This window comes from Legionella pelazae (genome assembly GCF_052527395.1).
Window position 1 is genome coordinate 119,477 of the sequence record NZ_JBNVZS010000004.1, and the last position, 23,751, is coordinate 143,227.

The following is a 23,751-nucleotide window of genomic DNA, read 5'->3' on the forward strand; positions in this document are numbered from 1 at the left end:
GCCACTCCAGCTAAAAAGCAGAGTATTTCCATAATTTAAGTTATTGGACTTGCAGACATGCTAATTTAGATTAGTTTAATATATTAATCAATAAATTACTTTATACATGTTATAAGATGTTAAGAAACTTGTTATAACCTACACAACTTTACTTAAATAACAACAACCTTTGCAATATTTTTACATTTTGTACTATTATATTTAATATTACCTTAATCCTAGATCCCTATATTAGGAATAAAGTTGTAACATTATAGGTTTATGATGAAAACGCTAGAAGAGTATAAAAAAGATATGGACCGACATTTTCCACTGCAAGGTTCAGAATTTTCCGAAGATCAGAAAAGTATATTTTTCGATTTTGCATACCAATACCCTGAGGAAATAAGAAATATTCGTAATGATGCTATTAAGAGTCTAATGCTTAATAAGCATGGGTTAAACCATTTTCTTGCCGCAGATGTTACTTTAATATTTGCGATGCCAGCCAGTTATAAAAATGAAGATGAAAAGAAAAGAATAGAAGAAGAAAGAAAAAAAGCTATTGAAGAATACGTTAAAGATAAACGTTATTTAATCATTACCCTGCCTAATTTACAGGGTGCTGATAAAAGAGCGCTTGATTCTTATAAAGAAAAATACCCAGGTCAATGCATTCGTCTATCTACTTATCATTTTCAACCTATTAAGGATATTTTAGCTATAGCTGGTAAGGCAAGTAATGATGGTGAGAGTAAATCTACCTTGGTTTTTATAGGGCCTACCCTCGGTAATTCTCCTAAGATTGCTAATTGTGATGCAAGTCAAATCTCTGAGTGTGTAAAATCACATGGAAATATCAAGGAGGTTGAACTAATGGGCTATAACACGGCAGGAATTAGAGGTTCTGTCGAGGATAAGGAGAGCTTATTAGGGCGAGTAGCAGGAGAATTTAGCAAAAACCAGATCCAAGGCGTAACTATTAGAGCATATAAAGGTGAAGGATATAGCTATGCTAAAATACCCTCTATTAGCTCGTCACCTACCTTTTTTGGTTCGCCTACTCAAGGTCGACGTAGCCCCATGCCAGAAACAGTTTCTGAAGTTAGCTATACTCCTTAAACAGTTAAATAGAGACATCGTATCTTCATTTAGAAATAATTAATTACTTTATAGTAATGCCATGGCAAGGAAGCTAACTTTTATAAATCTTTTAAACCTACTTTAAGGTTTTCGCAACTAAATGACTCAGGCTAAACTAAAGATTTTACCTTACTAAACAAAAATTCTAATGCTAAAAATAAATTAAGCTAATTTAATAAATTTATTCCCAATGCCTATAAAAAGTAGCAAAATTTATTAGTTTACAATACGATAAATTATTTAGTTAAAGGATTAGCTATGATTATTGCTGCTCTAAATGAAAGCCCAGCAGATTCTCGGGTTGCCATTACCCCTTCTATTGTTAAACAATACATCAAATTAGGTTTTAAAGTTTACTGCGAGAAAAATGCCGGCCTTGCTTCTGGTTTTAATAATAGAGCTTATGAAGAAGTAGAAACGATTATCATCGATGATCGACAAGAATTATTAAGTAACACTAATGTATTGGCTTTCGTTAACACCCCCGATCCTGCTTTACTAACAAACCTACCAGCTAAAGCACTCATTATTGCGCCTATCGATAATGAACCCGAAATTGAGCTTATTAAATGGTGTTGCAAAAATAGAATAAGTCTTTTTTCAATGAACTTAATTCCGCGAATTAGCCGTGCCCAAGCTATGGATAGCTTGTCTTCACAGGCTAATTTAGCGGGTTATCGCGCCGTATTAGAAGGTATTCATCATTTTAATCGCGCGATTCCTATGATGATGACTGCAGCAGGAATGATTAAGCCTGCTAAAATTTTGATTCTTGGCGCAGGTGTTGCTGGTTTACAAGCCATTGCTACCGCTAAACGTTTAGGCGCTATTGTTTACGCCTTTGATGTTCGCCGAGCGGCTAAAGAACAAGTAGAAAGTTTAGGCGCTGAATTTATTGAAGTAGAAGATGGTGCTGATCTTGAAACAGCGGGTGGGTATGCTAATGAGATGAGTGAAAGCTATAAAGAGCGCCAAGCAGCGCTTATTCATAAATATGCCAAGTTAGCTGATATTGTCGTTACCACTGCTCTTATTCCAGGTCGTCCTGCGCCTATTTTAATTAGACGCGATACTGTTGAAGAAATGAAAGAGGGCTCCGTCATTGTCGACTTAGCTACTTCTCGTGGTGGCAATTGTGAGTTAAGCGAAAAAGATCAAATAATTAAACATCATGATATTACCATCATTGGGTACAGTAATTTTGCAGGCTTAATACCTGCGACTGCCAGTGAACTTTATGCCAACAATATTTTAAATTTAGTTCGCTTAATTACGGTTGCGCCAACTTCGTTAGTTTTCCAAGTTGAAGATGAAATTATTCAACAAGCGATGCTCTGTCATGAAGGTAAGTACATGCCATTTCAATCAACCAAGGAGGTCTAGCATGTTAAATCATACCGTTACCGCCAATGACTATATTGCCATTTTAACTATTTTTGTATTGGCTTGTTTTGTTGGATATTACGTCATATGGAAAGTAACACCTGCTTTACATACACCCTTAATGTCTGTGACCAATGCTATTTCAAGTATCATTATTTTAGGTGCATTGATTGCCGCTGGTAATAAGTTATTAGGCACGATAACAATTTTAGGTGGACTTGCGATTTTTATAACAGCAATAAATATCTTTGGCGGCTTTGTTGTTACACAACGGATGCTAAGAATGTATAAAAAATAATAATGGATACTGCCATGACTTCATTAATTTCATTTCTCTATTTAATTGCCGCTGTCTTTTTTATTTTAGCTCTTAAAGGCTTAGCAAGTCCTGTTACAGCAAGAGGTGGAAACCTACTCGGTATACTCGGTATGATTATCGCTGTTGTTGCAACCTTGATGATGCCAACCATTAATCATCATCTACTGTTAATTAGCCTCATAGTCGCTGGTGGTATTGTAGGAACCATTATTGCGCTTAAAATCAATATGACGGCTATTCCACAACTCGTTGCTGCTTTTCACTCTCTAGTGGGCTTAGCTGCAGTTTTGGTGGCTTTCTGTGCTTTTCTCTCCCCTGCTTCTTTTAATATTGGCCTACCTGGTGATATTGAAGTTAAAAGTTTAATTGAGATGAGCTTAGGTTTAATTATTGGCGCTATCACTTTTTCAGGTTCAGTCATTGCCTTTTTAAAACTGCAAGGAATTATGTCAGGGCAACCTATTCGTTTTAAAGGACATATCTGGATTAATTTAATCATTGGCCTTGTTATTTTAGCGCTTTTGGTGACCTTTGTTATTCAGCAATCGCTTAGTATTTTTTCAAGCCTTACCTTTTTGGCTTTTTTAATTGGTATTTTATTAATTATACCCATTGGCGGTGCTGACATGCCCGTTGTCATTTCCATGCTTAATTCTTACTCTGGTTGGGCAGCGGCTGGTATTGGTTTTACCCTAAGTAATAACCTTTTAGTCATTACCGGTGCCTTAGTTGGCGCAAGTGGTGCCATCTTAAGCTATATCATGTGCGTTAGTATGAACCGCTCGATTATTAATGTTATTTTTGGTGGTTTACACGGAGCCAATGATGACAATACTGCTGCCGTTCAACGTGATAATCAATCTGTTCGGCAAGCGAATGGTGAAGATGCTGCCTTTTTACTAAGTAATGCCCAAGATGTCATTATTGTGCCTGGTTATGGGATGGCTGTTGCTCACGCTCAGCATGCAGTTAAAGAATTGATGGACGCATTAGAAAAGCGCTCAATTCGCGTACGTTTCGCTATTCATCCAGTTGCAGGCCGCATGCCTGGCCATATGAATGTTTTATTAGCTGAGGCTAATATCCCTTATGATCGCGTTTTTGAACAAAGTGAAATCAATTCAGACTTTGCTACCTGTGATGTTGCTTTTGTTATTGGCGCCAATGACATTACCAATCCAGCAGCAAAAACTAATTCAAGCTCACCTATTTATGGTATGCCTATTTTAGAAGTTGAAAGGGCTAAAACTGTTTTATTTGTTAAGCGGAGTCTTGCCGCAGGTTATGCAGGCGTTGAAAACGAATTATTTTATAGGGAAAACACTTATATGCTATTTGGTGATGCCAAAGCCATGACAGAATCGATCGTTAAAGCGCTAGCAGATTTATGAATGTCAAGCAAAAATATAAATTATTTACTTGATGTCCCAATTGCTATAGGGAGAAATTAAGGTTATCTTAGTAGCCGTTTTTTTACACTAAGGATATATCAATGCGAAAAATTGCTTTAAGTATTTTATGTGCTGGCGCTTTAATAAGCACTTCAACCATGGCAATGACTCACAGCTTAAGCCCAAAGGCAAGTATAGACTATGAACTTCCAGCCAACTCGCCAGAAGTCTTAACCAATTTTACTATTTTTAAAGTTCATGCAGTTTGCAAAGTACAAACCCAAGATGAAAGCAATATCATTCATGTTAAAGGGTTAAATCGCTCAGGCGAAGTTAATGGCAAAGTTATTAGAGCAGGTGATGAATTAGATATCATTATCCGTAATGGTGATATTTTTGATTTAGTTGCTGAAGCTGCAGCACAAGTCGAATTAACGAATAAAGGGCCTCATTCTATTAAGACTAAATGCCAAATATCTTAAACTTGCTCTTAAGCTTGCTATCTCCTCTTAAATTTTTAGGAGGAAGTAGCAAGTTTCTAACTTTTCATTAGACTTCTTTCGAAAAGAAGTCTATTTAGATTAGCGAGATTTTACTTCCTTACTAGAAATTGCACCAAGCACACGATCAAGCATTTTAGTGGTTAGAAACCGCTTTAAGAAAGCAAACAAATAAGCGGGAAAAGTTATTAAATATTTTGCTTTAGGATTTGATGATTCAATTGCGTGAATTAATTTTTTAATAACTGCGTCTGTTCCTTTGGTAAAAGGCGATTGTTCCTTTTGTTTTTTATAAGAGTTCAACATATAGTTATATTCATTTTTAAAATGACTATTTTCAAGATCAATTTTAGTTAATGAAAAATCAATAACGTTATCCCTAAATTTACTTTCAATAGGTCCAGGCTCTACGGTAATGACTTTGATGCCGAAAGGCGCAAGCTCAAGCCGTAACGTATCGCTTAAGCCTTCAACTGCATACTTTGAAGCATTATAAGCACCACGAAAACGCATACTAACAATACCCAAAACAGAGCTTACGTTAATAATTCGTCCATAACCTTGCTTGCGCATAATGGGTATGGCTAAGCGTGTTACATCGAGCAAGCCAAAGACATTGGTTTCAAATTGCGCTTGCAGTACCTCCCGCGAAATATCTTCAAGCGCCCCACCTTGACCATAGCCAGCATTATTAATTAAAACATCTAAACGACCCGCTGTTTTATCTAACACTTCTTGAAACGCTCGTTTAATAGACAAAGGATCATTGACATCTAATAAAACAGCCTCTAGGCCTTGTGCTAATAACTTCTGCAAATCTTCGGGCTTCCGACAAGAAGCAATAACTCGATGGCCACGTTTTGCTAAGGCAAGCGCTGCATCATAACCAATTCCGCTTGAGCAGCCTGTAATAAGAATAACTTGTGATTGCATAATTTAATTATCTATCCAAATTTTTGTCCCGATTTTGCCAGAAGAGAATAAAAAAAGCGAAGCTCAATTATTTTAATGAGCTATTTCTATCGGAATAATTTTAAAAATTCATCAATAGTTTGTGAACTTGCTTGGGTGTAAGTTGACCTGCGACTAATGAAATTTCCTGTTAATTCCTGTAACTTTAAGGCCATTTCAGCAAATTTTGCACAGACGGCTATGCCATTTACAATAACAGCGCCATCAACTGTTAAATTTTTTTGTTGGGCAAGTAAGAGCATGGGTAAGCCTCCCGCTAAAATAATGACTTCAACGCCTTCTGCTACCATAGGCTTAATTTGCTCTAAAAAATGATTACGTAGTTTTTCATAAGTCGCTTTATTACTAAATGCTTGCTCAAAATCATCTACTTGGGCATTAACTGCTTGAACAGAAAGAATTCGCCGCTCTAATCCATAGTAATTAATTTGATTTTCGTGCCAAGGAATAAAAATTGGGTTTATCGTGGCCAACCCTACTGTACGTCCAATGCTACAGGCATAAAGCATGTTTGCTTCGCCTAGCCCAATGACAGGCATGTTAAGAATGGCTTTAATTTCATTGATGCCTGGTTCTTGAAAATGACCTATTACAAATGCATCAAAACCATCCTTTTGAGCTTTGATAGCGTTTTGAATAGTTTGTGCCGCGCAGCGAAACTCAGTTAAAGGATGAAGATTTTTATCAGGCGGCGTTAATCCATTCACTTCAAATTTAAAATCTTTATCTGCATAAGTATCTAAATAGGTTTGAAGATGCGTTAAATAATTTTTCTGCTCTTGGGGGTCAACAAAACTTTGATACCAAATCCGCTTTTTATTCAAAGTTGCTCCTAGTTCAGTTAGATTCATACTAAGTTAATTATAGCACTAGGATAGCAATTACCTTATAAAGATAACTTATAATCTATTTCAATGAATAAGCAAATTTGAAGCTAAATTTTGCACTAATAAATATTCATTTAATATAATGATTCTAAAGGTGGTAGTTCAGAACCGTTATATTAAGGAAGTTTAGTTTTCCACCCTTCAATTATATTCCAAAGAGCTAGCAGGTTCTGTCAGTAACAGCTTATGATTGTGTAATTTCTTTACCTGTTTTTGCAAATGACTTCCCTTATCTTCTAGCAGCCGCATGCCATCAAATAATTTGGTATAATCTTTATAATATTCTTGTGAAGGTAATATTTTCTGGTTTAAAGAAGTACGGATATTACTCGTGGCATTAACTATTTTTGAACAAGTATTCTCAATTTTATAGTTTTTAGTGACTGCTTCAATGATATCTTGGATATCGTCCTGATTAAAGCATTTGTGTAATGAGTCTATTAATTTTTTAATAGATGTTAAGTAGTTCCTAAACTCTAATAAATCAACTTTCATTTCTTGTTGAGTAGGCAAGGTGCACTTCGAGTTAAATGCACCAATACATTTAGGCCCTGATTCTTCCATCTGCTCGAGGTAAGTAGTTAACACGCTAACTTTTTCTCTTAATTCTTCTAAGGTAATTTTTTTCAAATTTTGATCAGTGGCTTGAGTCTTGGTGTTGGCTTGAAAGTAAGAATAGTTTCCTTTGAGATTATTAAGTCGCTCTTCTAAGGTAAGTGGGGGCTTACTTACGACAGTCGGCATAAAAAAGGAAGAGGCATTTCGGGAGGACATTTCATTTAATCTTGGCAATTGAGATTGAGTATTTGAGGAAATGGGCCTGATTGTTTTAGTTTCTAAACTTGAAATAATCTGAGGTATCTGTCTGGTTTTAGCTATATCTAATGGCGTATTACCGTTTATATCTTTTGCAAAGCAGTTGGCCCCAGCATCAAGTAACAGATTTACAATTTCCAGATACCCAAAATTAACAGCAGTATGTAGCGCAGAGAAGCCATTTTTTGCCCCTACTGCATTCACATTGGCCTTGCGTGCAATTAGATTTTTGACCACTTCTGTATTACCAATACAGCAAGCATGAAATAAGGCCGTATATATTGCTTTACCATCAATCGTTTTAATTGATGTTTCAATATCTGCTCCTTTATTTAAAAATTCTTCTGCTTGTTCCCAATTATTTTCTAGTATAGCTTCCTTGAAGCTCTTATTTAATAATTCGCGATATTCCTGCATGTATACTTTAATGGGATGATTATTTGCTTTTTTAAAAGCAGCAGAAAATGCATTTTCAGAATTGTTATTAGCTAAGGTAGGACTAGCGCTATTTTGTAATAAATATACCATTTCAGAATAATGATCATTAATTATGGCATTTAATAAGGGGGTAGAGCCATTTGAAGTGGTTGAATTAACAGCCTGAGGACATTTAGCAATAAGTTTCTTTAAGATATCTAACTGACCCTCATTAGCTGCCCAATGAAGTGGATTTCCAGCATAAGTGGGATCTACAATCTCATTCATAGGAACATGCTTCAAAAGATTGTCAAGTAGAGAATCTACTAGAAGTAGATTCCCTTCTTTAACTGCTTCAATCAGTACAATAATTGATTTTTTAATTTGCTCTTCTAGGCGCATACTGATCCCCTTAAATATATCTAAAACTCGAAATGGGCTAATTCTACACACAAGATTGTTGGAGTCAATTAAATAGTAAAGACAACTTTTTATACTTTCTGCAAAGTATGATATAAGGAAAACTACTTACTTTAACCTCAGCAAATATTAATTAGTCTATGGATGACAAAGGTTAATTACGCTTTTATTAAAGGATTTTTCTAACCAAATTTAGTTTCAATAAATCAATATGTCTAGAACATTATCATATTTTGATTATAATAGGACTCAAAATCGTAATTAAGTCGGATATTTATGGAAGAAATACTTAAAAAGATAATTAGGTAACTTACAACATGATTAATCAAGCAGACATTAGGAAGTATTACTTAAAGCAAGATCCGGAGCAAGATAGGAATATTTGCGAGGTTTTTGCTAGCCAATTTATGCGTTTTATTGCTGAAAAAATTGGTGAGGATCCCAATGTTATTGCTAATGTTTCTTATCTCACATTACCCTCTAACGAGGAAATTTATATTGCTTCTGAACTCTTTCATGACTACCGAGATTTATTCTTAGATGCTTATCTCGCTTATCAATTACCGGCTTATCAAGATTTACATAAAGTCGTTGGCAATAAATTACACACTCTACCTCATCAAAGGCCTCGTTATTTTGAGCATGATATCTGCATTGATACCATGACTGAAGCAGGCCGTTATAAAGAGCTTATTCCTGGCTTAGCACTGCGCGCTATTGTTGATGATCCCGACACTCACTATAAAAATATTGGCGCGACTCCCATAAAAAAATCAATTGATGAAGATCTTATACCTATTTTTGAGAACGGGCATTATAGTGGCTATTGTGCAAAAAAATCGCTTCCGCAGAATTATTCTTTAGATGAAATTAAAGAAATAACTATTAACAATACAAAGTACTATAAATTTAGATTAGCCGAACAACTCGATATTGATGGATATAGCGAAGCTCTCATTAAATATAATAAAAATTATTATTTAATACCGAATATTGGTAATACCCGCGCTGTACAAATTGATTTTGGCGGCGCCCTAGGTGACTTTCGCTTATTCGGCCAGCGAAAATTTGATGAGAAAATTCATATTAAGAGTTTTTATAACTTATTTCGTTATCATCCCTCCTATAGTGGCCCTCCAGCCTATCATGATCAAATTTCAGATGCTTTAACAAATGCTGCTACTTACTTCTTTGAAACGCTAGCTCGTTATTCTATGATTGATAAAAATGAGTTGGTTAAGTTTATTAATCAGCAGATCGATAGTACGATAACTCACTATAAAAACCAACCTCTCATTATACTAAATTTTGCACGCCGTATCGGCTTAAATAGTTCTGAGACTGATTTAGCTAATCTTGATTTATTAAGTCATCAGATTAAGCACTTTTTACAAATAAATTTTTTAAATCGACAACAGCATGCCAAATTACTTTTCTTACGCCATTTCTGTCAACTAGATTACACCATCCAGCTTACCTTAATGAATAGCTATACGGCGTTACTTGAACAAAATGCACAACTTAACGAGAGGTTAATTAGAGAGTTTTTTCAAAATTTAAAACAGGAAAACCAACTATTTTTTACTACACTGCAAGCTATTCATCAGCTAAATTTAAGTAGCCCCTATTATTCTTATAGTAATGGCTACTTATTTAAACTTAAGCTTCTACTTCATCAACAACTTTGCCAAGCTTACCTTAAAGATCGTTTAGATAAGAGAGCAAAAGAAATTAAAGAAATTAGTGAGCAAACCAGTCATTTACTGTCAGAATTTGTTAAAACCAAGTCTGCATTAAATAAGCTATCTATTAATGATTTTCAAGAAGCTAATCAATTCATAAGGCATTTTATAGCTACAGCTAATCAGTACAAACAAAACTGTATAAAAGCAACCACTAGCCAGGAAATTATTATGGCAGCCTGTACATTGGGCGGGGCTTTAGCAGGCGCAGTCATAGGAGCAACATTTGGTATCTTTATAGGAGGCTTAATATTTGGGCCATTAACTACGATGGCAGGTACCGCCCAAGGGATTACTTTAGGTATAGTTTTAGGAAGTACCATAATATCTCTGTTAGCGGGAGCAAATACTGCTAATAAACTAACCCGCTATCACTTATTTAAATCAATGGATCAATATACTGAGAACTTAAGTGATTCATTAGCTTCTTCTATTTACCAAGAATCAGACGCACAGCTGGCTTATTAATAAAATTACTCTAAACAAGTTAAACAAATTAAGCCTTTAGTAAAAGACCTCTTGTTATAGTTAAGAGGTCTTATTTTTGTCTTAGTGTTCCCTTGTTGATGAAAAATGAATTTTAGGGTAACGTTCTTCAGCCATCGTTAAGTTAACTTTAGTCGGAGCTAAATAGATTAGAGCATCGCTACCATCGAGTGCTAAATAGTCATATGCTTTGGTACGAAACTCTTGCATAGCTTTATCGTCCTCTGAATAAACCCAGCGAGCGCAGGACACATTAACTGATTCATAAACGCAATCCACTTTATATTCATGACGAAGACGATGTGCAACCACATCAAATTGCAACACCCCAACTGCGCCTAAAATCAATTGATTACTATTTAATGGCCGAAAGATTTGGGTTGCACCCTCTTCTGATAATTCAACTAACCCCTTTAATAACGCTTTACTTTTTAAAGGATCTTTTAATCGCACAAGGCGAAACAACTCAGGAGCAAAATTGGGAATACCAGTAAATTTTAATACTTCCCCCTGCGTAAAGGTATCACCAATACGAATAGTGCCATGGTTATGTAAGCCAATGATATCACCTGCCATGGCAGTTTCAGCATGTGATCTATCACCAGCCATAAAAGTTAATGCATTAGCAATGACAATGTCTTTGCCTAAACGTAAGTGATTTAATTTCATACCTCTTCTAAAGGTTCCTGAACAAATACGTAAAAAAGCAATTCTATCACGATGCTTAGGATCCATATTGGCTTGTATTTTAAAAACAAAACCACTGAAGGATGGTTCATCAGGGTTAACAGCTCGCTCAACTGCCTGACGTGGCCTTGGACCCGGCGCATTAAGCGTGAAGTCATCTAGCAATTCTTTGATACCAAAATTGTTAATGGCTGAGCCAAAATAGACAGGTGTTAATTTACCAGCGAGGTAATCGTTTAAATTAAAGGCATGCGAGGCGCCTTTAACCAATTCAATTTCATCGCGCAATTCTTGTGCTACTTCTCCGAGTAATTGATCAAGTTGTGGATTATCTAGACCATTAATTTGTAGTGCTTCTTGTTTTTGCGCATTTTTTCCTGGCTGATAAAGATAAATTTTGTCCTGATAGAGATGATAAATTCCCTTAAAACGTTTACCCATGCCAACAGGCCATGTTACAGGCGCACATTGAATACCCAAAACCTCTTCTACTTCATCAAGTAGCGAAATAGGCTCTCTTCCTTCTCGGTCTAGTTTATTAATAAACGTCATAATCGGTGTATCACGCAACCGACATACTTCCATCAATTTAACGGTACGTTCTTCAACGCCTTTAGCAACGTCAATAACCATAAGCGCTGAATCCACTGCCGTTAAAGTCCGATAAGTGTCTTCCGAAAAATCCTCATGTCCGGGGGTATCTAGAAGGTTAATCACATGTTCATTGTGCACAAATTGCATAACTGACGTTGTTATGGAAATTCCACGTTCTTTTTCCATTTCCATCCAGTCAGATGTTGCGTGTCTATCTGCCTTGCGACCTTTTACTGTACCCGCTAACTGAATTGCGCCACCAAATAACAATAATTTCTCTGTAACCGTTGTCTTACCAGCATCAGGATGCGAGATAATGGCAAATGTTCTTCTTTTAGTAAAATCCTCATAAAAATCGGACATACAAAACCTTAGTTTAAGAAAAGCGATAATTTTAAGGGAAAGCGCTTTAACAAACAAATCTAAAGTGCGCCTACTTATGACATTGAATCTTAGTAATTATCTATTATAATGAACAAAAATCATCTTTTCATTCTATTCCTTGAACAAATTATTAAAAGCATTAATTAGTCTTCTTATTATAATTGCAGCCAATGCGACCTGGCCTGCTGTCCACTTTTTGGCGCTCTCAGATATTCATTATGGGGCAAATAATGCCACTGGCAATGGGCATGATACGGGTGATGTCTTATGGTCTTCTGCTCTTGAAAAGTTTAAAGTACTGCAGCAAAAAGTTGATTTTATTCTTCTTCTAGGTGATTTACCTACTCATCCTTTTCCTTTTCTAGGCAATGATAGGAAAGCTCAGTATGAGGCTAAAATATTTCATGATTTATTTATAGCCGATAACACGCATAAACCCATTTTCTATGTTCCGGGTAACAATGATTCTCTTGAAGGTAACTATCAACCTTTTGCAAAACAAGGTAAATCACCGCTTAGCTATGCCTATGATTGGCAAGGTGCCTGCGCCTACTGTGATGGATTAATTATAGATAAAACAGCTATGGAGAGTGGCGGATATTACGCAACCTATGTTATTCCAAATAACCAAGACATCATTCTGATTGTCTTAAACGCGACGCAATTTGCTAAGCTCCCTTTTTGGATTCCACCTTATCTTAATCAAGATGCCGATGCCAAACAGCAATTAAAATGGTTAGCGGCCCAATTAAAAAATCATCAAGCTAAACAATTATTAATTGCTATGCACGAAGAACCTGGTATGGATTATCGTAATAAAAAAGTTTGGCAGGACGAGTCTCTCGCTCAATTCATTGCATTACTTAATAAATATCATAAAAATTATCAACAAATCTCATTATTAACGTCTCACAGTCATTATGATGAATTGCGAAAAATAACGCTTAACGAGGATAGAAATATTTATGCCTACTCAACACCTTCTATAAGTCGCCGTCACTATAATAATCCAGCGATGAAAATTTTTCATTTAAATGATGATTTAACTATCCAAGATTTTACTACTTACTTTACAACTGACGAATCAAGGTGGGCTAACGATCACTATTATGCTATTAATTCGCCAAACCATATTTTTGGCGCTTGCAAGGGCTTATCATTAACCACTTGCCTAGATTCATTAAGTACTGAACAAGTCTGTGAGTTAATGGAAGGTAAAGCAATTTATAGTACTAAAAATAAAGACAGAAAAGGATTTAATTGCTTAAAGAGTTATAAAATCAATTAAGCTTAAGCCACTTCTTTTCATTTGTTTATTCAAGGGGGTGTCACGCTTATCTCTTTAAAATAAACATGGCTATCCTTATTTAAAGCAGTATGGTCATGATTTTGCAGACCAATGTAGCCTACTTCAGGCCGAATACCTCGATTAGGATCTGAATGTAGTTTTTTCTCAGGCATAGGTTGAGTAGGATGAAAATCATTCACGAGCTCTCCATTTAAGAAAATTTTTACCGCACTCTTTTTCATAATGATTTCGAAAGTATTCCATTGTCCTGGCGGTTTAGATGCAAGCTTTAAAGGTTTAGCCATCGTATAGATTGCACCTGTACGATAGTACTCATTATGAACTTCTTTTCCTTCATCACAAATTTGTACTTCATAACCTTGATGAACCGCATCCCAGACATCTTTAGGCTTATTAGCAATTTGAATAAAAATACCTGAATTAGCTTCTGGATAATCAACTTTATAAACCACTTTTAATTTGACCTGACCAAACTTCTGCTTAGTGTACCAAAGTAGCCCCATACCGCCTTCAGTTACCAAGAGCTTATTTTTAACATGAAATGTCCCCTCGCCAATATGTTGCCAACCTGAAAGATCACGATGATTAAAAAGCTCTATAGTTTGTTTAGCCATTAGCGAACCCGATAGAAATATTAGTAAGATAGTAATAAATAAATTCATAATTGTACGTCCATGACTTTAGTAGCCGTCTTTTAGATAATTTATCAAAACAATAATGATTAATCTTTAAAATTTTGTTATTTTACTTTAAACACAACACTAATTTTTTAAGTGTGCCACAGAAATTGTCGATCTCTTCTTTCGTATTGTAGTAATGAACGGAGGCTCTAACTAAATCCTTAATATTCCTACTTTCTAAATCTAACCGCGCATACTCTTGTAAGGATATGGATACATTTATATTTAATTGAGCGAGTTGTTTTTTAATGGCTTGTGCAGAAAAACCTTCGAGTGTAAAAGTAACTAATCCACATTGATTTTCGCCTAAGTCTTGCAATTTAAGGCCAGGTATTAGGGCTAATTGCTGACGTAATAGATTTGCTAAATATTTAATCCTAGACCAAATGACAGGCATACTTAAATTAAGCGCATATTCTATCGCTTTGGCTAGGCCAATTTTGGCAGCAATATTTTGTTCCCAAGTTTCAAAACAGCGAGCGTCCGCTCTTAACTGATAATTATGACTTGCCGTCCAAGTTGCTGAATGTAAATCAATAAAAATGGGTTCACATTGCTTAAGCATTTTCCTACGAACATATAAGAAACCCGTGCCTCGTGGGCCGCGTAAATATTTACGGCCTGTTGCGCAGAGAAAATCGCAACCAATAGCCTCTACATCAGTAGGCAATTGACCTACTGATTGAGTAGCATCAAGCAAATAAGGAATATCCCTTTCGCGAGCTACTTTTCCTACTTCTACAGCAGGATTAATTAAGCCGCCTTGAGTTGGTACATGCGTAATAGCGATTAGCTTAACATCCTTATTTATTTTTCGCTTTAAATCATCTATGTCGCTCTGACCATACTCATCATTTTTTATAACTTCAATAATGATTCCCGATTTCTTAGCCCGCTGTAGTAGTGCTAAATAATTACTGGCATACTCACTCATACCCGTTAAAACTCGATCCCCTTTTTTTAGAGGCAAACTATGAAAAGCCATAGCCCAAGCATGCGTAGCATTATCCATAAAAGCAATTTCTTCAGTATGACTATTAATAAGTTTCGCAGCTAAATGATAGAAAAGCTCGATTTGGTCTGTAACCTGCTCCGCTGCTTCATAACCGCCGATTGTTGCTTCTAACTCAAGATGAGATTGCAAAGCGCTAATAACCGGTACCGGCATTAATGCCGCGCCAGCATTATTAAAATGCAACACATGCTGACATCCAGGAGTATCTTTGCGCAACTGGTTAATAAGCTCTTGATCCATACTAATACCTCTAAAATTTAAGACTCTTTAGTAAATAACTTGCTCGAAATGCTACAATTTATACTAGTGATAATCTATTATTGATAAAGACATTTCAACTGGTAAACGTTATGGATAACACTAATAATGAGTTAATCATTCCAGCAGGCTTAAAACGCCATTGGGGCTGGCTACTGGCTTTAGGTATTTTATTTATTATCCTTGGCACTGTGGCTCTAGGAATGTTAGTAGCTGTAACCTTAGCAAGCATATTAGTTATTGGTGCCATTCTTCTTATTGCCGGCATTGTTCAACTCGTAGATGCATTTAAATGCAAAGGCTGGAAAGCCGTAATTTGGCACATTCTTATCGCTTTGCTTTATATTTTGGCAGGTGTTTTAATCATTTATGACCCTATATTAGCGTCAACTATTTTAACAGCTATTTTAGCCTGGCTCTTGATCTTTATTGGTCTTATCCGCTTTATGATGGCTTTTATGTTGAAAAAAGCAAAAGGATGGTTTTGGCTTATCTTAGCCGGTATTGCGTCAGTTATTATGGGCGTTATTATCCTTATTAGCTGGCCTGTCAGTGGTCTTTGGGTTATTGGATTGCTTATTGCTATTGAAATCTTAATAAGTGGTTGGAGCTATCTCTTTCTTGCCTTAGCACTACGGCAGGTAAAATAGTTTATACTATATTAAGCACTAATAAGGTGCAATTTGATGTATTTATTACAGCTGAGTAATTATTCTGCTATAATTAAACTTCGTAAGATTTAGATGTTCAAAATAGGATATTTAACTTTCAACATAAGGAAGAGCATCATGAATAAAACAATCTTAGGATTTTCTATTTTAATGGCTGGAAGCGTTGCTTTTGCTAGTTCAAATAATATGAACACTAATGCTAATAATAACCAAGTAAAGCCTACTGACTTGCATGCACCTGTGTGGATGTGCACAACTAATGCTAGCTCTAGTGATGTTCAAGCAGATAAAATGGCTGATGAGAAAATGGCACAACAAAAAATGTCAGTTGAAAAGGCTTTTGAGTTTGCTGCTAAGAACTGTCGTGATTGCACCAAAATCACCTGTGAAGTGCAAGCAGATAGTACTAATACCAATACTAATACTACCAATACCAATACTTATTAACAATAAAGGGCTCTTAGAGCCCTTTTTACTATAGGCAAACCCCTATCTATCCTTATCAATACTTCTTAACGAGACTCCTCTCCTCATAAGCAGTTTTTAACAACCGTATAAGCTCTTCTGTTACCACAGATTGATAATTGTTATGTTTTCCTAACCAAAGACCAGCAAAGTCAAATTGGTTTTTCTTTCTGGACATACCCCTTAAATAGGCAGTTGCATAGTGCTGAACAGGAAAAGGGTAATCCGCTGCCTCTAATGAAGTTGCTAAGAGGTTGTCTAAACTACGTACCCACTTACCAGTGATTGTATCCGTAAGCTTCGTCTTAATTAGGTGCTGGCGCGATAAAATATATTGGATACATTCTTCGCTTAATAAACTTAAACTGCTAAGCATAAAGAGCGTTCCTAACTGCACCAGTGATGCGCCTTCTTCCCAATAATATTTAATATTACCTAAATTAATCCCACCTGCAGCAATTAAAGGTAAATTAAGATTTAAATTTTTAATTTGCTTTAGTAATTCCAGAGTAGGTATATCGTTTGGTTTGTCAGTTAAAAAGCTACCTTGGTGACCGCCTGCCTCTGTTCCTTGTAAAATTAATGCATCGGCTCCCTGCTCCGCTGCATATTGTGCTTCGATACTGCTGCAGCAATTGACCAGTAATTTTATTCCATGCGTTTTCAAGTACTTCATTATACCAGCATCAAAAATACCAAATGTTGTACTAACAGCAGGCACTTCATGTTTAACAAACATTTGAGCCAGATTTTCTAGCTTAATTGTTTTTGGGACGACAAATGTTTTTTCTGGCTTAAGACCTGCCTTTTTCTCTAAAGCTAAAATAGAGTTAGGTTTTGGTAGAACTTGCTCACTATATCGAGACTCTTCAATAAAAACATTGACTAAGTAAGGTTCAGTGGTAAGGGCTTTTACCGCTAAAATCAATTTTTCACAATCTTCTAAATTAAGATACCCACTTGCAATTGAACCTAACATCCCGGCATTTGAAACTATAGCTGTTAATTCAGGAGATACAATGTTACCTGCCATAGGTGCCTGAATAATAGGATATGGAAGCGATGTGAATAAATCAGATTTCTTCATGTCTAAGCCATTTATCCTTTCTTAAAGTGTTTATCTAATTAAAATTTCCAATTAAATAACCAATAGGCTTTAAGGGTTTAATTTCATCACAGATAACTTTAGTAATCGCAAGTACTGGAAGAGCAAACATAATGCCTGTAATCCCTAGTAATAACCCGCCTACAAATAGACTAAGAATAGCAGCAAAAGGATTAACACTTACCTGCCTACCTACAATATTAGGTGTGAAAAAATTACCCTCCAAAAATTGTATAAATATAAAGATAAGGATAACGCCTAATACATACCAGAGCGAGCCTTTTGTTAGCAGAGCAAAAATTGCAGGAAGCAAAGAACCAATAAAAATTCCGATATAAGGGATCAATGTAAGAATAGCTGCCATTACTCCAAAGAGAGCAGCGTGCTCAATTCCTAGAAGCCAAAGGCCGAGAGTATTTAATAGGCCTACTATAAAGATAACTAAAAACAAACCAAATATATAATTTTCTACCACACACTGAACTCGCTTTAAAATCCTTTTTAAGGACGCATGGTTTTTGGGATAAGTCATTTTAAAAAGAAATAAAACAAAATTTTTTCGATAATAAAGCAAAAAAAACAACATAATGGTAAAGATTAAAAATGCGGTAAAAACAGAGGCGGTAAAAGACATAGTTCGGTTAATTAAAACAGTACTGTTTTGTATCACTGTTGTAAATCCTTCCATAAGGATGGATTGTTGTTGCTCCTGACTAACACCTAAAATACTTGTAATCCAGTTTTGTATTTTTGTAGGAATACTAGTTATATTTTGACTAAAATTGGTCAACTCAAAATCAATACTACGTACTTGCGCTTGAAAAAATAAAATAAGTACAATAAAAATAACTATGAGCAGCAATACTGAAACGATGGTACTTAACAACCTCGGCACTTTATACTCCTCAAGTAATGAGGCAAAAGGCTTTAATGCTAAAGATAAAATAAGTGCTGCTAAAAAGGGATTAACCAAGCTCGCTGACACGGTTAGAAGATAACCAGTAAGCATAATACTAGCTAAGAGGTAAAAATACTTTTTTAAAAAGGTCATTTTTGCTTCGTATAATAGGCCAATTTATATCATATAGGATTTATTTGAAATATTTAATGGTGTTTCTTAACCTTAGTTAAATATAAGATTATTAAATATATATTGTTATACAAAGGTATTTGCTTATGGCTAGCCAAGTGAATTAATAAACTTTATTACTCTTAGCCTGTTAATAAGTCTTAGATCCACTAAATATGGCGCTTATTTAAGCATTTAGTACAAGAATCAAAAACACTTAAATTTATAAACATTAAGTTGTAAACCATTTATGCGTCTCTGTTCTTGGTAATGCCTCAACGCCATGCCTATCAATAAAGGCTACCAATGCCCAACGTGCAAATGGTTGTCCAATTAAGCTCTCATCAAGCTGAATTACATCATGCCAAGCTGGAAATAAATCATCATTGTTAATTATTTTTCGATAATTTGAGGAAATCATAAAAATAGCATGACCAGGTTGGTGTTTTACTATTTTTAAATGATGGGGATCTTTACCAATTCTTAAACCAGGACAACTTTCTGCAATGGCTAACGTAAAAGAGCCCGCATCATAATGAGGTTTAGCTAGGTATTTTCCCGACTGCTGCCAATCATATTTTAAAAATCTTAAAAGGATATGTGGCCTGCTCGTTGCAAAAATTTTATCAACTATACCAGGATAGGCTGGCTCTAATAATTTAAAAATGTTAAGTAGAAAACGATAAACTATATCCCAAATTAACTTAGCTTGGTTTATAAAATTAGCTACGGTCTGATGCTTAGCCAAATAACTTTGAAAGTTCTCAAAAATGGCCGGGTGGAAATGAAAAAATTCTTTATTGTCATTGTAAATATGATCCTCTGCCTGGCGATGCTTAAATCCAACATCACCGCGACGATGATTAGGTGCTATAGAGAAATTAATAAACTGTTTTATCTCCTTAGGTTCTTCTAGAAATTGAAAAAATGCAGTCATTGCCTGCTTTATTTGCTCTTGAGTAAGATCAAATGGTAGTTGTATATAACTTTGTTTTTTTAATTCTTCTAAGATTTTCTTCGCTGTTGCCATCTTTATTTAAAACTCTATTTCAAGGAGGATTATATTTTATTAAAATAGCACCTAATAATAATTAAAGAAGTTCTTTGCTGTAACATTTTACAGCATCTAGATTATTTTATGATCAAAATAAAGTAAAAATGTTAATACAAGTGGAGATAGTTAACTATTTCTCACCTGTTACCAAATAAAGCGAAAATTTAAATTTATAAATCCCTTGCCACTTCTCTTGGCATTCGTTCTCATACCAGTTAACCATGGCTTCATTAAGCAATTTTATTTCAGAATCCGGCACTTGTCCTTGATAAAACGCAATACCATTTACCATTTTTCTAAAAATATCTAAGTTTGGTAATATTATGGATTCTTGAATAAGGTCTACATTCATTTTTTTACAAGGGATAGTGGCTAGCTTTGTAGCCAGATTATCCAATTCCTTATAGTCCATAGGAGCCTTAAAACTCTGAAGGCTTGGAAATCTCCCTGATTCTCTAAGTGCATAATAAGCCATAATAAAAGGATCATTACCAGCAGGAAAAATGGTAAAAATCCCTCCACCCGGTTTAAGCGCTAAGGCAATATTGGTAAATGCCTTTTTAATATCTGTTGCCCATTGCAAGCACCAAAAAGATACAACCTGATCAAATTGATTGATGTAAGTCATATTAAGTACATTATCTTTTTTCACTGAAAAATTAGGGTAATCGCGACAGACTTCTTGAGCTAAAGAAAGCATATTTTCCGATGTATCAATTCCTAATACTGAACCCTCTGGGACTTTATCAAGAATTTTTCGTGTATAATTACCATTACCGCAACCAATATCTAAAACATGATCTGTGGGTAAAAGACGCAAGTTTGGTAGTAAATCGTCTGCAACAGTTGCCTGTATATAAGAACCGATTGCGTAATCTTGTGCAGGCCATTCCGCGTTTGGCATTTTCTATCCTTTAATAGAGTTAATAAAAATCAATAAATTTTCTTAATCAATGTTGTCCCATAATTCCTTTGCAAGCGAATTTTAATTTAAAAAAATACATTTTTATAGCCACAAAAGCATTTAAATACTAAATTGCCTGAAATAGTGAGCTGCTTGTTATTCTCTAATACTAATCCATTAAAATAATAACTTGTTATCTATTTCCCAGCTCCTTCTCTTATCCTTAATAATAAAGCCAACACTTCATTGGCCTATAGAAAACACTTATGTTTAATTTAATGCAAAAATTAAAATAAAATTAAGCGCCTTAGTTTACTTAAGCTTTCCTTAAGCCTCTAAATATCTAATACCCAGCACTTTTTGTCTTATATTAACCAATTATGTATAATTCTTATTCAAAAATGAAAATAAAATTAAACATTTTATCCTACTTAAGCATTCCTTAAGTTTCAGAAACTATAATGCTGAGCATGTTGTTTAATCAATCAACAAACAGAGGTATTCCGTGCCAATTCATGTTTTCGTAGGAGCTGGCCCTGCTAATCTACATCGTGCTCTAAAGGTTAGAAAACTTGATCCAAGCGCTCAAATCATTATCCTTGATCGTCACTTAAACCCTAAAAACCACAGCCTTGATAGGGAGAAATCTCGTGCCAATATTTTTCGCTTTGAAAGAGATGATGTAACAGATAAGCTAATTGCAGATGGTCTTGATAAACAAGCATTAGATAAATTAATACATGAGCGAAAATTTTCAGTTGCGCAAGGATTTCAGCAAGGTGATGATTCTGTTTTTGCTGCTAAGTCCTTTAGTCAAATTCAGATTCGCGATTTGCAACAAATCCTGCTTGATACCCTTTGGCAGCAAGATAATATAAAGCTTATTGCCCAAAATCTTAACTTAAACGAACCTATTTCAGAGCAAGTTATCGATATTTTAAAGCATCTAAAGTTAACTGATAGCGACATTCAAATTCATGTTGCAACAGGTGCACTGCAGGGTGATGCGCAAAGGCATGAAATTATCTATCCTGATAAAAAAACTTATCAGATGGAAAATACAACGCCTGATGTTGAAGCAATGCCAGTTGTACCTGTTCATGGGACAACAACTTTCTTTATAAAAGACCAATATAATAGAGAAATCATTAGTTGTGATACTTTAGAGAGACATCAGCGTTCGCTCGATTTAACACCATGGCAAGAACCGTTAAAAAAATTTGGCTGGAATCTAGTACGTCCTCCACGAATCCGTGTTTTTTATGCCAATGACATATTATATATTGGTGCCGAAATACCTATTTCAATGATGAGCATAATAAATAAAAAGGAATTTGAAAAAAAAGTTGCTGACTATACGCGCAAAATTGCAGAATTAGTTTTTCCAGATTTACCTATTCAGGATTTAAAAGCAAATGATGTACTGCGTTCACGATTTCCTACAGGGCGTGGCGAAAGCGGCCAAGTCATTTCTTCTGCGACAGTCGATTTACCAAATCAACAAAAAGCAAATATAACCATCTTTAATAACGGCGACAGTCGCTACCTCCCTCACTATCAGACTGGCAGTGGCTTTGTGACTGGCTTTTTACAAAATGAAATATATGCTGAAATCTATCAGCATCAGACTCTTAAAGATTTATTTGAATGGGCAAAAGAGAGAAATCATATTGATAAAAAGAAAGGTTTTGACCAGTTTAAAAAGCAGTATGAGCAGTTGACAGACACTCAAGATGAAACAATTAACTTACGTGTTTTTCAACAAGAATTATATGTGGCCTTAACTCGCGATATTATTGAAGAAAATAAGAAAAAAGTAGGTAGATATTTTAATGCGCTACACCAACAAACGTTAACCTTAATGCCCAAACATTTTGATGAGTTCTTTAATGAATTCAAAAAACATTCTTTAACGCCACCTGTTTTACCTTTAAAATTTACCACAGAGGCAGATAAGGTTGTTGCTATTTTAGCCATGCTAAAATCAGATAATATTGACTTTCTAAGAGGAATTCTACCACGCTTACTCAACGACAATATTAGTATACTCACAAATAACCAATTATTAAGTTTAAGAAATGCTTATCTTGATGATTTAAAACGTAATCTGCCGCCTGCGGTAATTGAAAAGTTCTACGATTTTGAACATAAATCTGAGTTCTTAATTAAGCTAAATAAACTTAACTTTAATGAAATTCTTGCAAAATATAATCAGATACACAGAACTAATTATCAAGACTCGCAATTTTCTGAAGAACTCCGCCCCATAGTCATAATAGAGATGCTAAATCGCGCTGAAACTAAGAAAGGAATAGCATTCGTTCGCAGTATGCTAGCTAAGCTAGTTGAGAATATCGCTCAATACAGTGATGAAGATATTTTAGCGTTTCGTGATCAACTTACTAAAGATTATGTCGACTATCTTGATGTCGATTACATGGCGAAAACAATAATTTCTCGTCTAAATCCTAATATCCTTTATTATCCAGGGCCGTTATTTAAGACTAAAAATTTAAGTGACGATCAAATTCTAATTCGCCTAATTGCAGTTTTAAGTCAAGAAAACAATGCAGGTCTAGTTAAGGCTATAACAGAGCACTTAGCTCTACCACTTATTAATAAGGAAGAAGATCAACAAACCTTAGGCTTAAGATTGGCAAAAGCACTTTTAACAGAGAAAATTAACAATCCTATTAGAGGCTGCTCTATAGAGGCAGAACTCAATAAATTAGTAAAGTGTGATAATAAAGAAGAGTTAGTTAAAAAGCTTAAAGGTATAAGAGAAACTCTCACAGAACATAAAGAATTACATCACCGTGCTGCCTTCTCCTTTTTTAAGGGCAAGCACAGCAATACTATTAATGAATTTGTTAGGGCTCTCGATAAGTTAACTTCCACAGATTTAACTAAGGAAAATTTACAATTAGAAGCCTTAACTCTATTACTTAATTTTCATGATAAACTTAAAGCAAGTCATTCAGTAAGAACACTTGCTGTTTTAACAGAAGCTATTAATAACAGTCGACCTGAACAAATAGAAAACCCATGTATGGATTTTGCTATTTAAATAGAATACATAGCGAGGAAACATGCCTCGCTAT

At 35.1% G+C, this 23,751-nt stretch carries 20 protein-coding genes; 10 read left to right on the plus strand and 10 right to left on the minus strand.

Annotated features, from left to right (window positions below):
• Positions 1-261 precede the first annotated feature (261 nt).
• From ACQUW5_RS06270 to ACQUW5_RS06290, 5 genes are all read left to right on the plus strand, one after another.
• Positions 262-1,101, plus strand: a complete 840-nt coding sequence (locus tag ACQUW5_RS06270; protein WP_444990364.1) for a hypothetical protein — start codon at positions 262-264, stop codon at positions 1,099-1,101.
• A 279-nt stretch (positions 1,102-1,380) separates the two neighbouring features.
• A complete protein-coding gene (locus tag ACQUW5_RS06275) occupies positions 1,381-2,505 on the plus strand; it encodes a Re/Si-specific NAD(P)(+) transhydrogenase subunit alpha (RefSeq protein WP_444990365.1) in 1,125 nt (374 codons plus the stop codon).
• A gap of 1 nt (position 2,506) precedes the next feature.
• A complete protein-coding gene (locus ACQUW5_RS06280; RefSeq protein WP_444990366.1) occupies positions 2,507-2,803 on the plus strand; it encodes a proton-translocating transhydrogenase family protein in 297 nt (98 codons plus the stop codon).
• A gap of 14 nt (positions 2,804-2,817) precedes the next feature.
• A complete protein-coding gene (locus ACQUW5_RS06285) occupies positions 2,818-4,215 on the plus strand; it encodes an NAD(P)(+) transhydrogenase (Re/Si-specific) subunit beta (protein ID WP_444990367.1) in 1,398 nt (465 codons plus the stop codon).
• Between the two features lie 101 nt (positions 4,216-4,316).
• Entirely contained in the window at positions 4,317-4,697 is a 381-nt protein-coding gene (locus ACQUW5_RS06290) for a hypothetical protein (protein ID WP_444990368.1), read from the plus strand.
• A gap of 99 nt (positions 4,698-4,796) precedes the next feature.
• On the opposite strand, the gene ACQUW5_RS06295 is transcribed toward ACQUW5_RS06290, so the two are convergent.
• The 3 genes from ACQUW5_RS06295 to ACQUW5_RS06305 all read right to left on the minus strand — a co-directional run bounded on the left by ACQUW5_RS06295 (position 4,797) and on the right by ACQUW5_RS06305 (position 8,209).
• Positions 4,797-5,648, minus strand: coding sequence for an SDR family NAD(P)-dependent oxidoreductase (locus tag ACQUW5_RS06295; protein ID WP_444990369.1), 852 nt, complete (start codon positions 5,646-5,648; stop codon positions 4,797-4,799).
• 86 nt (positions 5,649-5,734) lie between these two features.
• Complete coding sequence (locus ACQUW5_RS06300; RefSeq protein ID WP_444990371.1) at positions 5,735-6,511, minus strand: aspartate/glutamate racemase family protein; 777 nt, start codon at positions 6,509-6,511, stop codon at positions 5,735-5,737.
• Between the two features lie 204 nt (positions 6,512-6,715).
• Positions 6,716-8,209: an ankyrin repeat domain-containing protein gene (locus ACQUW5_RS06305; RefSeq protein ID WP_444990372.1), complete on the minus strand. Its 1,494-nt coding sequence runs from the start codon at positions 8,207-8,209 to the stop codon at positions 6,716-6,718.
• 335 nt (positions 8,210-8,544) lie between these two features.
• Between ACQUW5_RS06305 and ACQUW5_RS06310 the strand changes: the two genes are divergently transcribed.
• The gene (locus tag ACQUW5_RS06310) at positions 8,545-10,437 is read left to right on the plus strand and encodes a hypothetical protein (RefSeq protein WP_444990373.1); all 1,893 of its coding nucleotides are present in this window, start codon (positions 8,545-8,547) and stop codon (positions 10,435-10,437) included.
• Positions 10,438-10,518: 81 nt separating this feature from the next.
• On the opposite strand, the gene ACQUW5_RS06315 is transcribed toward ACQUW5_RS06310, so the two are convergent.
• Positions 10,519-12,099 (minus strand): peptide chain release factor 3, encoded by a 1,581-nt coding sequence (locus ACQUW5_RS06315; RefSeq protein ID WP_444990374.1) that lies wholly within the window; start codon positions 12,097-12,099, stop codon positions 10,519-10,521.
• 139 nt (positions 12,100-12,238) lie between these two features.
• Between ACQUW5_RS06315 and ACQUW5_RS06320 the strand changes: the two genes are divergently transcribed.
• The gene (locus ACQUW5_RS06320; RefSeq protein WP_444990375.1) at positions 12,239-13,408 is read left to right on the plus strand and encodes a metallophosphoesterase family protein; all 1,170 of its coding nucleotides are present in this window, start codon (positions 12,239-12,241) and stop codon (positions 13,406-13,408) included.
• A 29-nt stretch (positions 13,409-13,437) separates the two neighbouring features.
• Here ACQUW5_RS06320 and ACQUW5_RS06325 read toward each other — a convergent pair whose 3' ends face one another.
• Both ACQUW5_RS06325 and ACQUW5_RS06330 read right to left on the minus strand, forming a co-directional pair.
• Positions 13,438-14,043 carry a 3-keto-disaccharide hydrolase gene (locus ACQUW5_RS06325; RefSeq protein ID WP_444990376.1) on the minus strand — a complete coding sequence of 202 codons (606 nt, stop codon included), beginning with the start codon at positions 14,041-14,043 and terminating at the stop codon, positions 13,438-13,440.
• Positions 14,044-14,173: 130 nt separating this feature from the next.
• On the minus strand, positions 14,174-15,364 hold the full coding sequence (locus ACQUW5_RS06330) for an aminotransferase class V-fold PLP-dependent enzyme (protein ID WP_444990377.1): 1,191 nt from the start codon (positions 15,362-15,364) through the stop codon (positions 14,174-14,176).
• 110 nt (positions 15,365-15,474) lie between these two features.
• Here ACQUW5_RS06330 and ACQUW5_RS06335 point away from each other — a divergent pair, with 110 nt between their 5' ends.
• The gene (locus ACQUW5_RS06335; protein ID WP_444990378.1) at positions 15,475-16,032 is read left to right on the plus strand and encodes an HdeD family acid-resistance protein; all 558 of its coding nucleotides are present in this window, start codon (positions 15,475-15,477) and stop codon (positions 16,030-16,032) included.
• A 138-nt stretch (positions 16,033-16,170) separates the two neighbouring features.
• On the plus strand, positions 16,171-16,500 hold the full coding sequence (locus tag ACQUW5_RS06340) for a hypothetical protein (RefSeq protein WP_444990379.1): 330 nt from the start codon (positions 16,171-16,173) through the stop codon (positions 16,498-16,500).
• 55 nt (positions 16,501-16,555) lie between these two features.
• Here ACQUW5_RS06340 and ACQUW5_RS06345 read toward each other — a convergent pair whose 3' ends face one another.
• From ACQUW5_RS06345 to ACQUW5_RS06360, 4 genes are all read right to left on the minus strand, one after another.
• On the minus strand, positions 16,556-17,605 hold the full coding sequence (locus tag ACQUW5_RS06345; RefSeq protein ID WP_444990380.1) for a nitronate monooxygenase: 1,050 nt from the start codon (positions 17,603-17,605) through the stop codon (positions 16,556-16,558).
• A 34-nt stretch (positions 17,606-17,639) separates the two neighbouring features.
• Positions 17,640-18,674: an AI-2E family transporter gene (locus ACQUW5_RS06350; protein WP_444990381.1), complete on the minus strand. Its 1,035-nt coding sequence runs from the start codon at positions 18,672-18,674 to the stop codon at positions 17,640-17,642.
• Between the two features lie 250 nt (positions 18,675-18,924).
• On the minus strand, positions 18,925-19,722 hold the full coding sequence (locus ACQUW5_RS06355; protein ID WP_444990382.1) for a hypothetical protein: 798 nt from the start codon (positions 19,720-19,722) through the stop codon (positions 18,925-18,927).
• Between the two features lie 154 nt (positions 19,723-19,876).
• Entirely contained in the window at positions 19,877-20,650 is a 774-nt protein-coding gene (locus ACQUW5_RS06360) for a class I SAM-dependent methyltransferase (protein WP_444990383.1), read from the minus strand.
• A gap of 505 nt (positions 20,651-21,155) precedes the next feature.
• On the opposite strand from ACQUW5_RS06360, the gene ACQUW5_RS06365 reads away from it, so the two are divergent.
• Positions 21,156-23,717 (plus strand): hypothetical protein, encoded by a 2,562-nt coding sequence (locus ACQUW5_RS06365; protein ID WP_444990384.1) that lies wholly within the window; start codon positions 21,156-21,158, stop codon positions 23,715-23,717.
• The last annotated feature ends 34 nt before the right edge of the window (positions 23,718-23,751 follow it).

What these genes read in the sequence shown, in the direction of transcription:
- ACQUW5_RS06270 (WP_444990364.1), top strand. Translation starts at nt 262, where the DNA reads ATGATGAAAACGCTAGAAGAGTATAAAAAAGATATGGACCGACATTTT.
- ACQUW5_RS06275 (WP_444990365.1), top strand. Translation starts at nt 1,381, where the DNA reads ATGATTATTGCTGCTCTAAATGAAAGCCCAGCAGATTCTCGGGTTGCC.
- ACQUW5_RS06280 (WP_444990366.1), top strand. Translation starts at nt 2,507, where the DNA reads ATGTTAAATCATACCGTTACCGCCAATGACTATATTGCCATTTTAACT.
- ACQUW5_RS06285 (WP_444990367.1), top strand. Translation starts at nt 2,818, where the DNA reads ATGACTTCATTAATTTCATTTCTCTATTTAATTGCCGCTGTCTTTTTT.
- ACQUW5_RS06290 (WP_444990368.1), top strand. Translation starts at nt 4,317, where the DNA reads ATGCGAAAAATTGCTTTAAGTATTTTATGTGCTGGCGCTTTAATAAGC.
- ACQUW5_RS06295 (WP_444990369.1), bottom strand. Translation starts at nt 5,648, where the DNA reads ATGCAATCACAAGTTATTCTTATTACAGGCTGCTCAAGCGGAATTGGT.
- ACQUW5_RS06305 (WP_444990372.1), bottom strand. Translation starts at nt 8,209, where the DNA reads ATGCGCCTAGAAGAGCAAATTAAAAAATCAATTATTGTACTGATTGAA.
- ACQUW5_RS06310 (WP_444990373.1), top strand. Translation starts at nt 8,545, where the DNA reads ATGATTAATCAAGCAGACATTAGGAAGTATTACTTAAAGCAAGATCCG.
- ACQUW5_RS06315 (WP_444990374.1), bottom strand. Translation starts at nt 12,099, where the DNA reads ATGTCCGATTTTTATGAGGATTTTACTAAAAGAAGAACATTTGCCATT.
- ACQUW5_RS06325 (WP_444990376.1), bottom strand. Translation starts at nt 14,043, where the DNA reads ATGGCTAAACAAACTATAGAGCTTTTTAATCATCGTGATCTTTCAGGT.
- ACQUW5_RS06330 (WP_444990377.1), bottom strand. Translation starts at nt 15,364, where the DNA reads ATGGATCAAGAGCTTATTAACCAGTTGCGCAAAGATACTCCTGGATGT.
- ACQUW5_RS06335 (WP_444990378.1), top strand. Translation starts at nt 15,475, where the DNA reads ATGGATAACACTAATAATGAGTTAATCATTCCAGCAGGCTTAAAACGC.
- ACQUW5_RS06340 (WP_444990379.1), top strand. Translation starts at nt 16,171, where the DNA reads ATGAATAAAACAATCTTAGGATTTTCTATTTTAATGGCTGGAAGCGTT.
- ACQUW5_RS06345 (WP_444990380.1), bottom strand. Translation starts at nt 17,605, where the DNA reads ATGAAGAAATCTGATTTATTCACATCGCTTCCATATCCTATTATTCAG.
- ACQUW5_RS06350 (WP_444990381.1), bottom strand. Translation starts at nt 18,674, where the DNA reads ATGACCTTTTTAAAAAAGTATTTTTACCTCTTAGCTAGTATTATGCTT.
- ACQUW5_RS06355 (WP_444990382.1), bottom strand. Translation starts at nt 19,722, where the DNA reads ATGGCAACAGCGAAGAAAATCTTAGAAGAATTAAAAAAACAAAGTTAT.
- ACQUW5_RS06360 (WP_444990383.1), bottom strand. Translation starts at nt 20,650, where the DNA reads ATGCCAAACGCGGAATGGCCTGCACAAGATTACGCAATCGGTTCTTAT.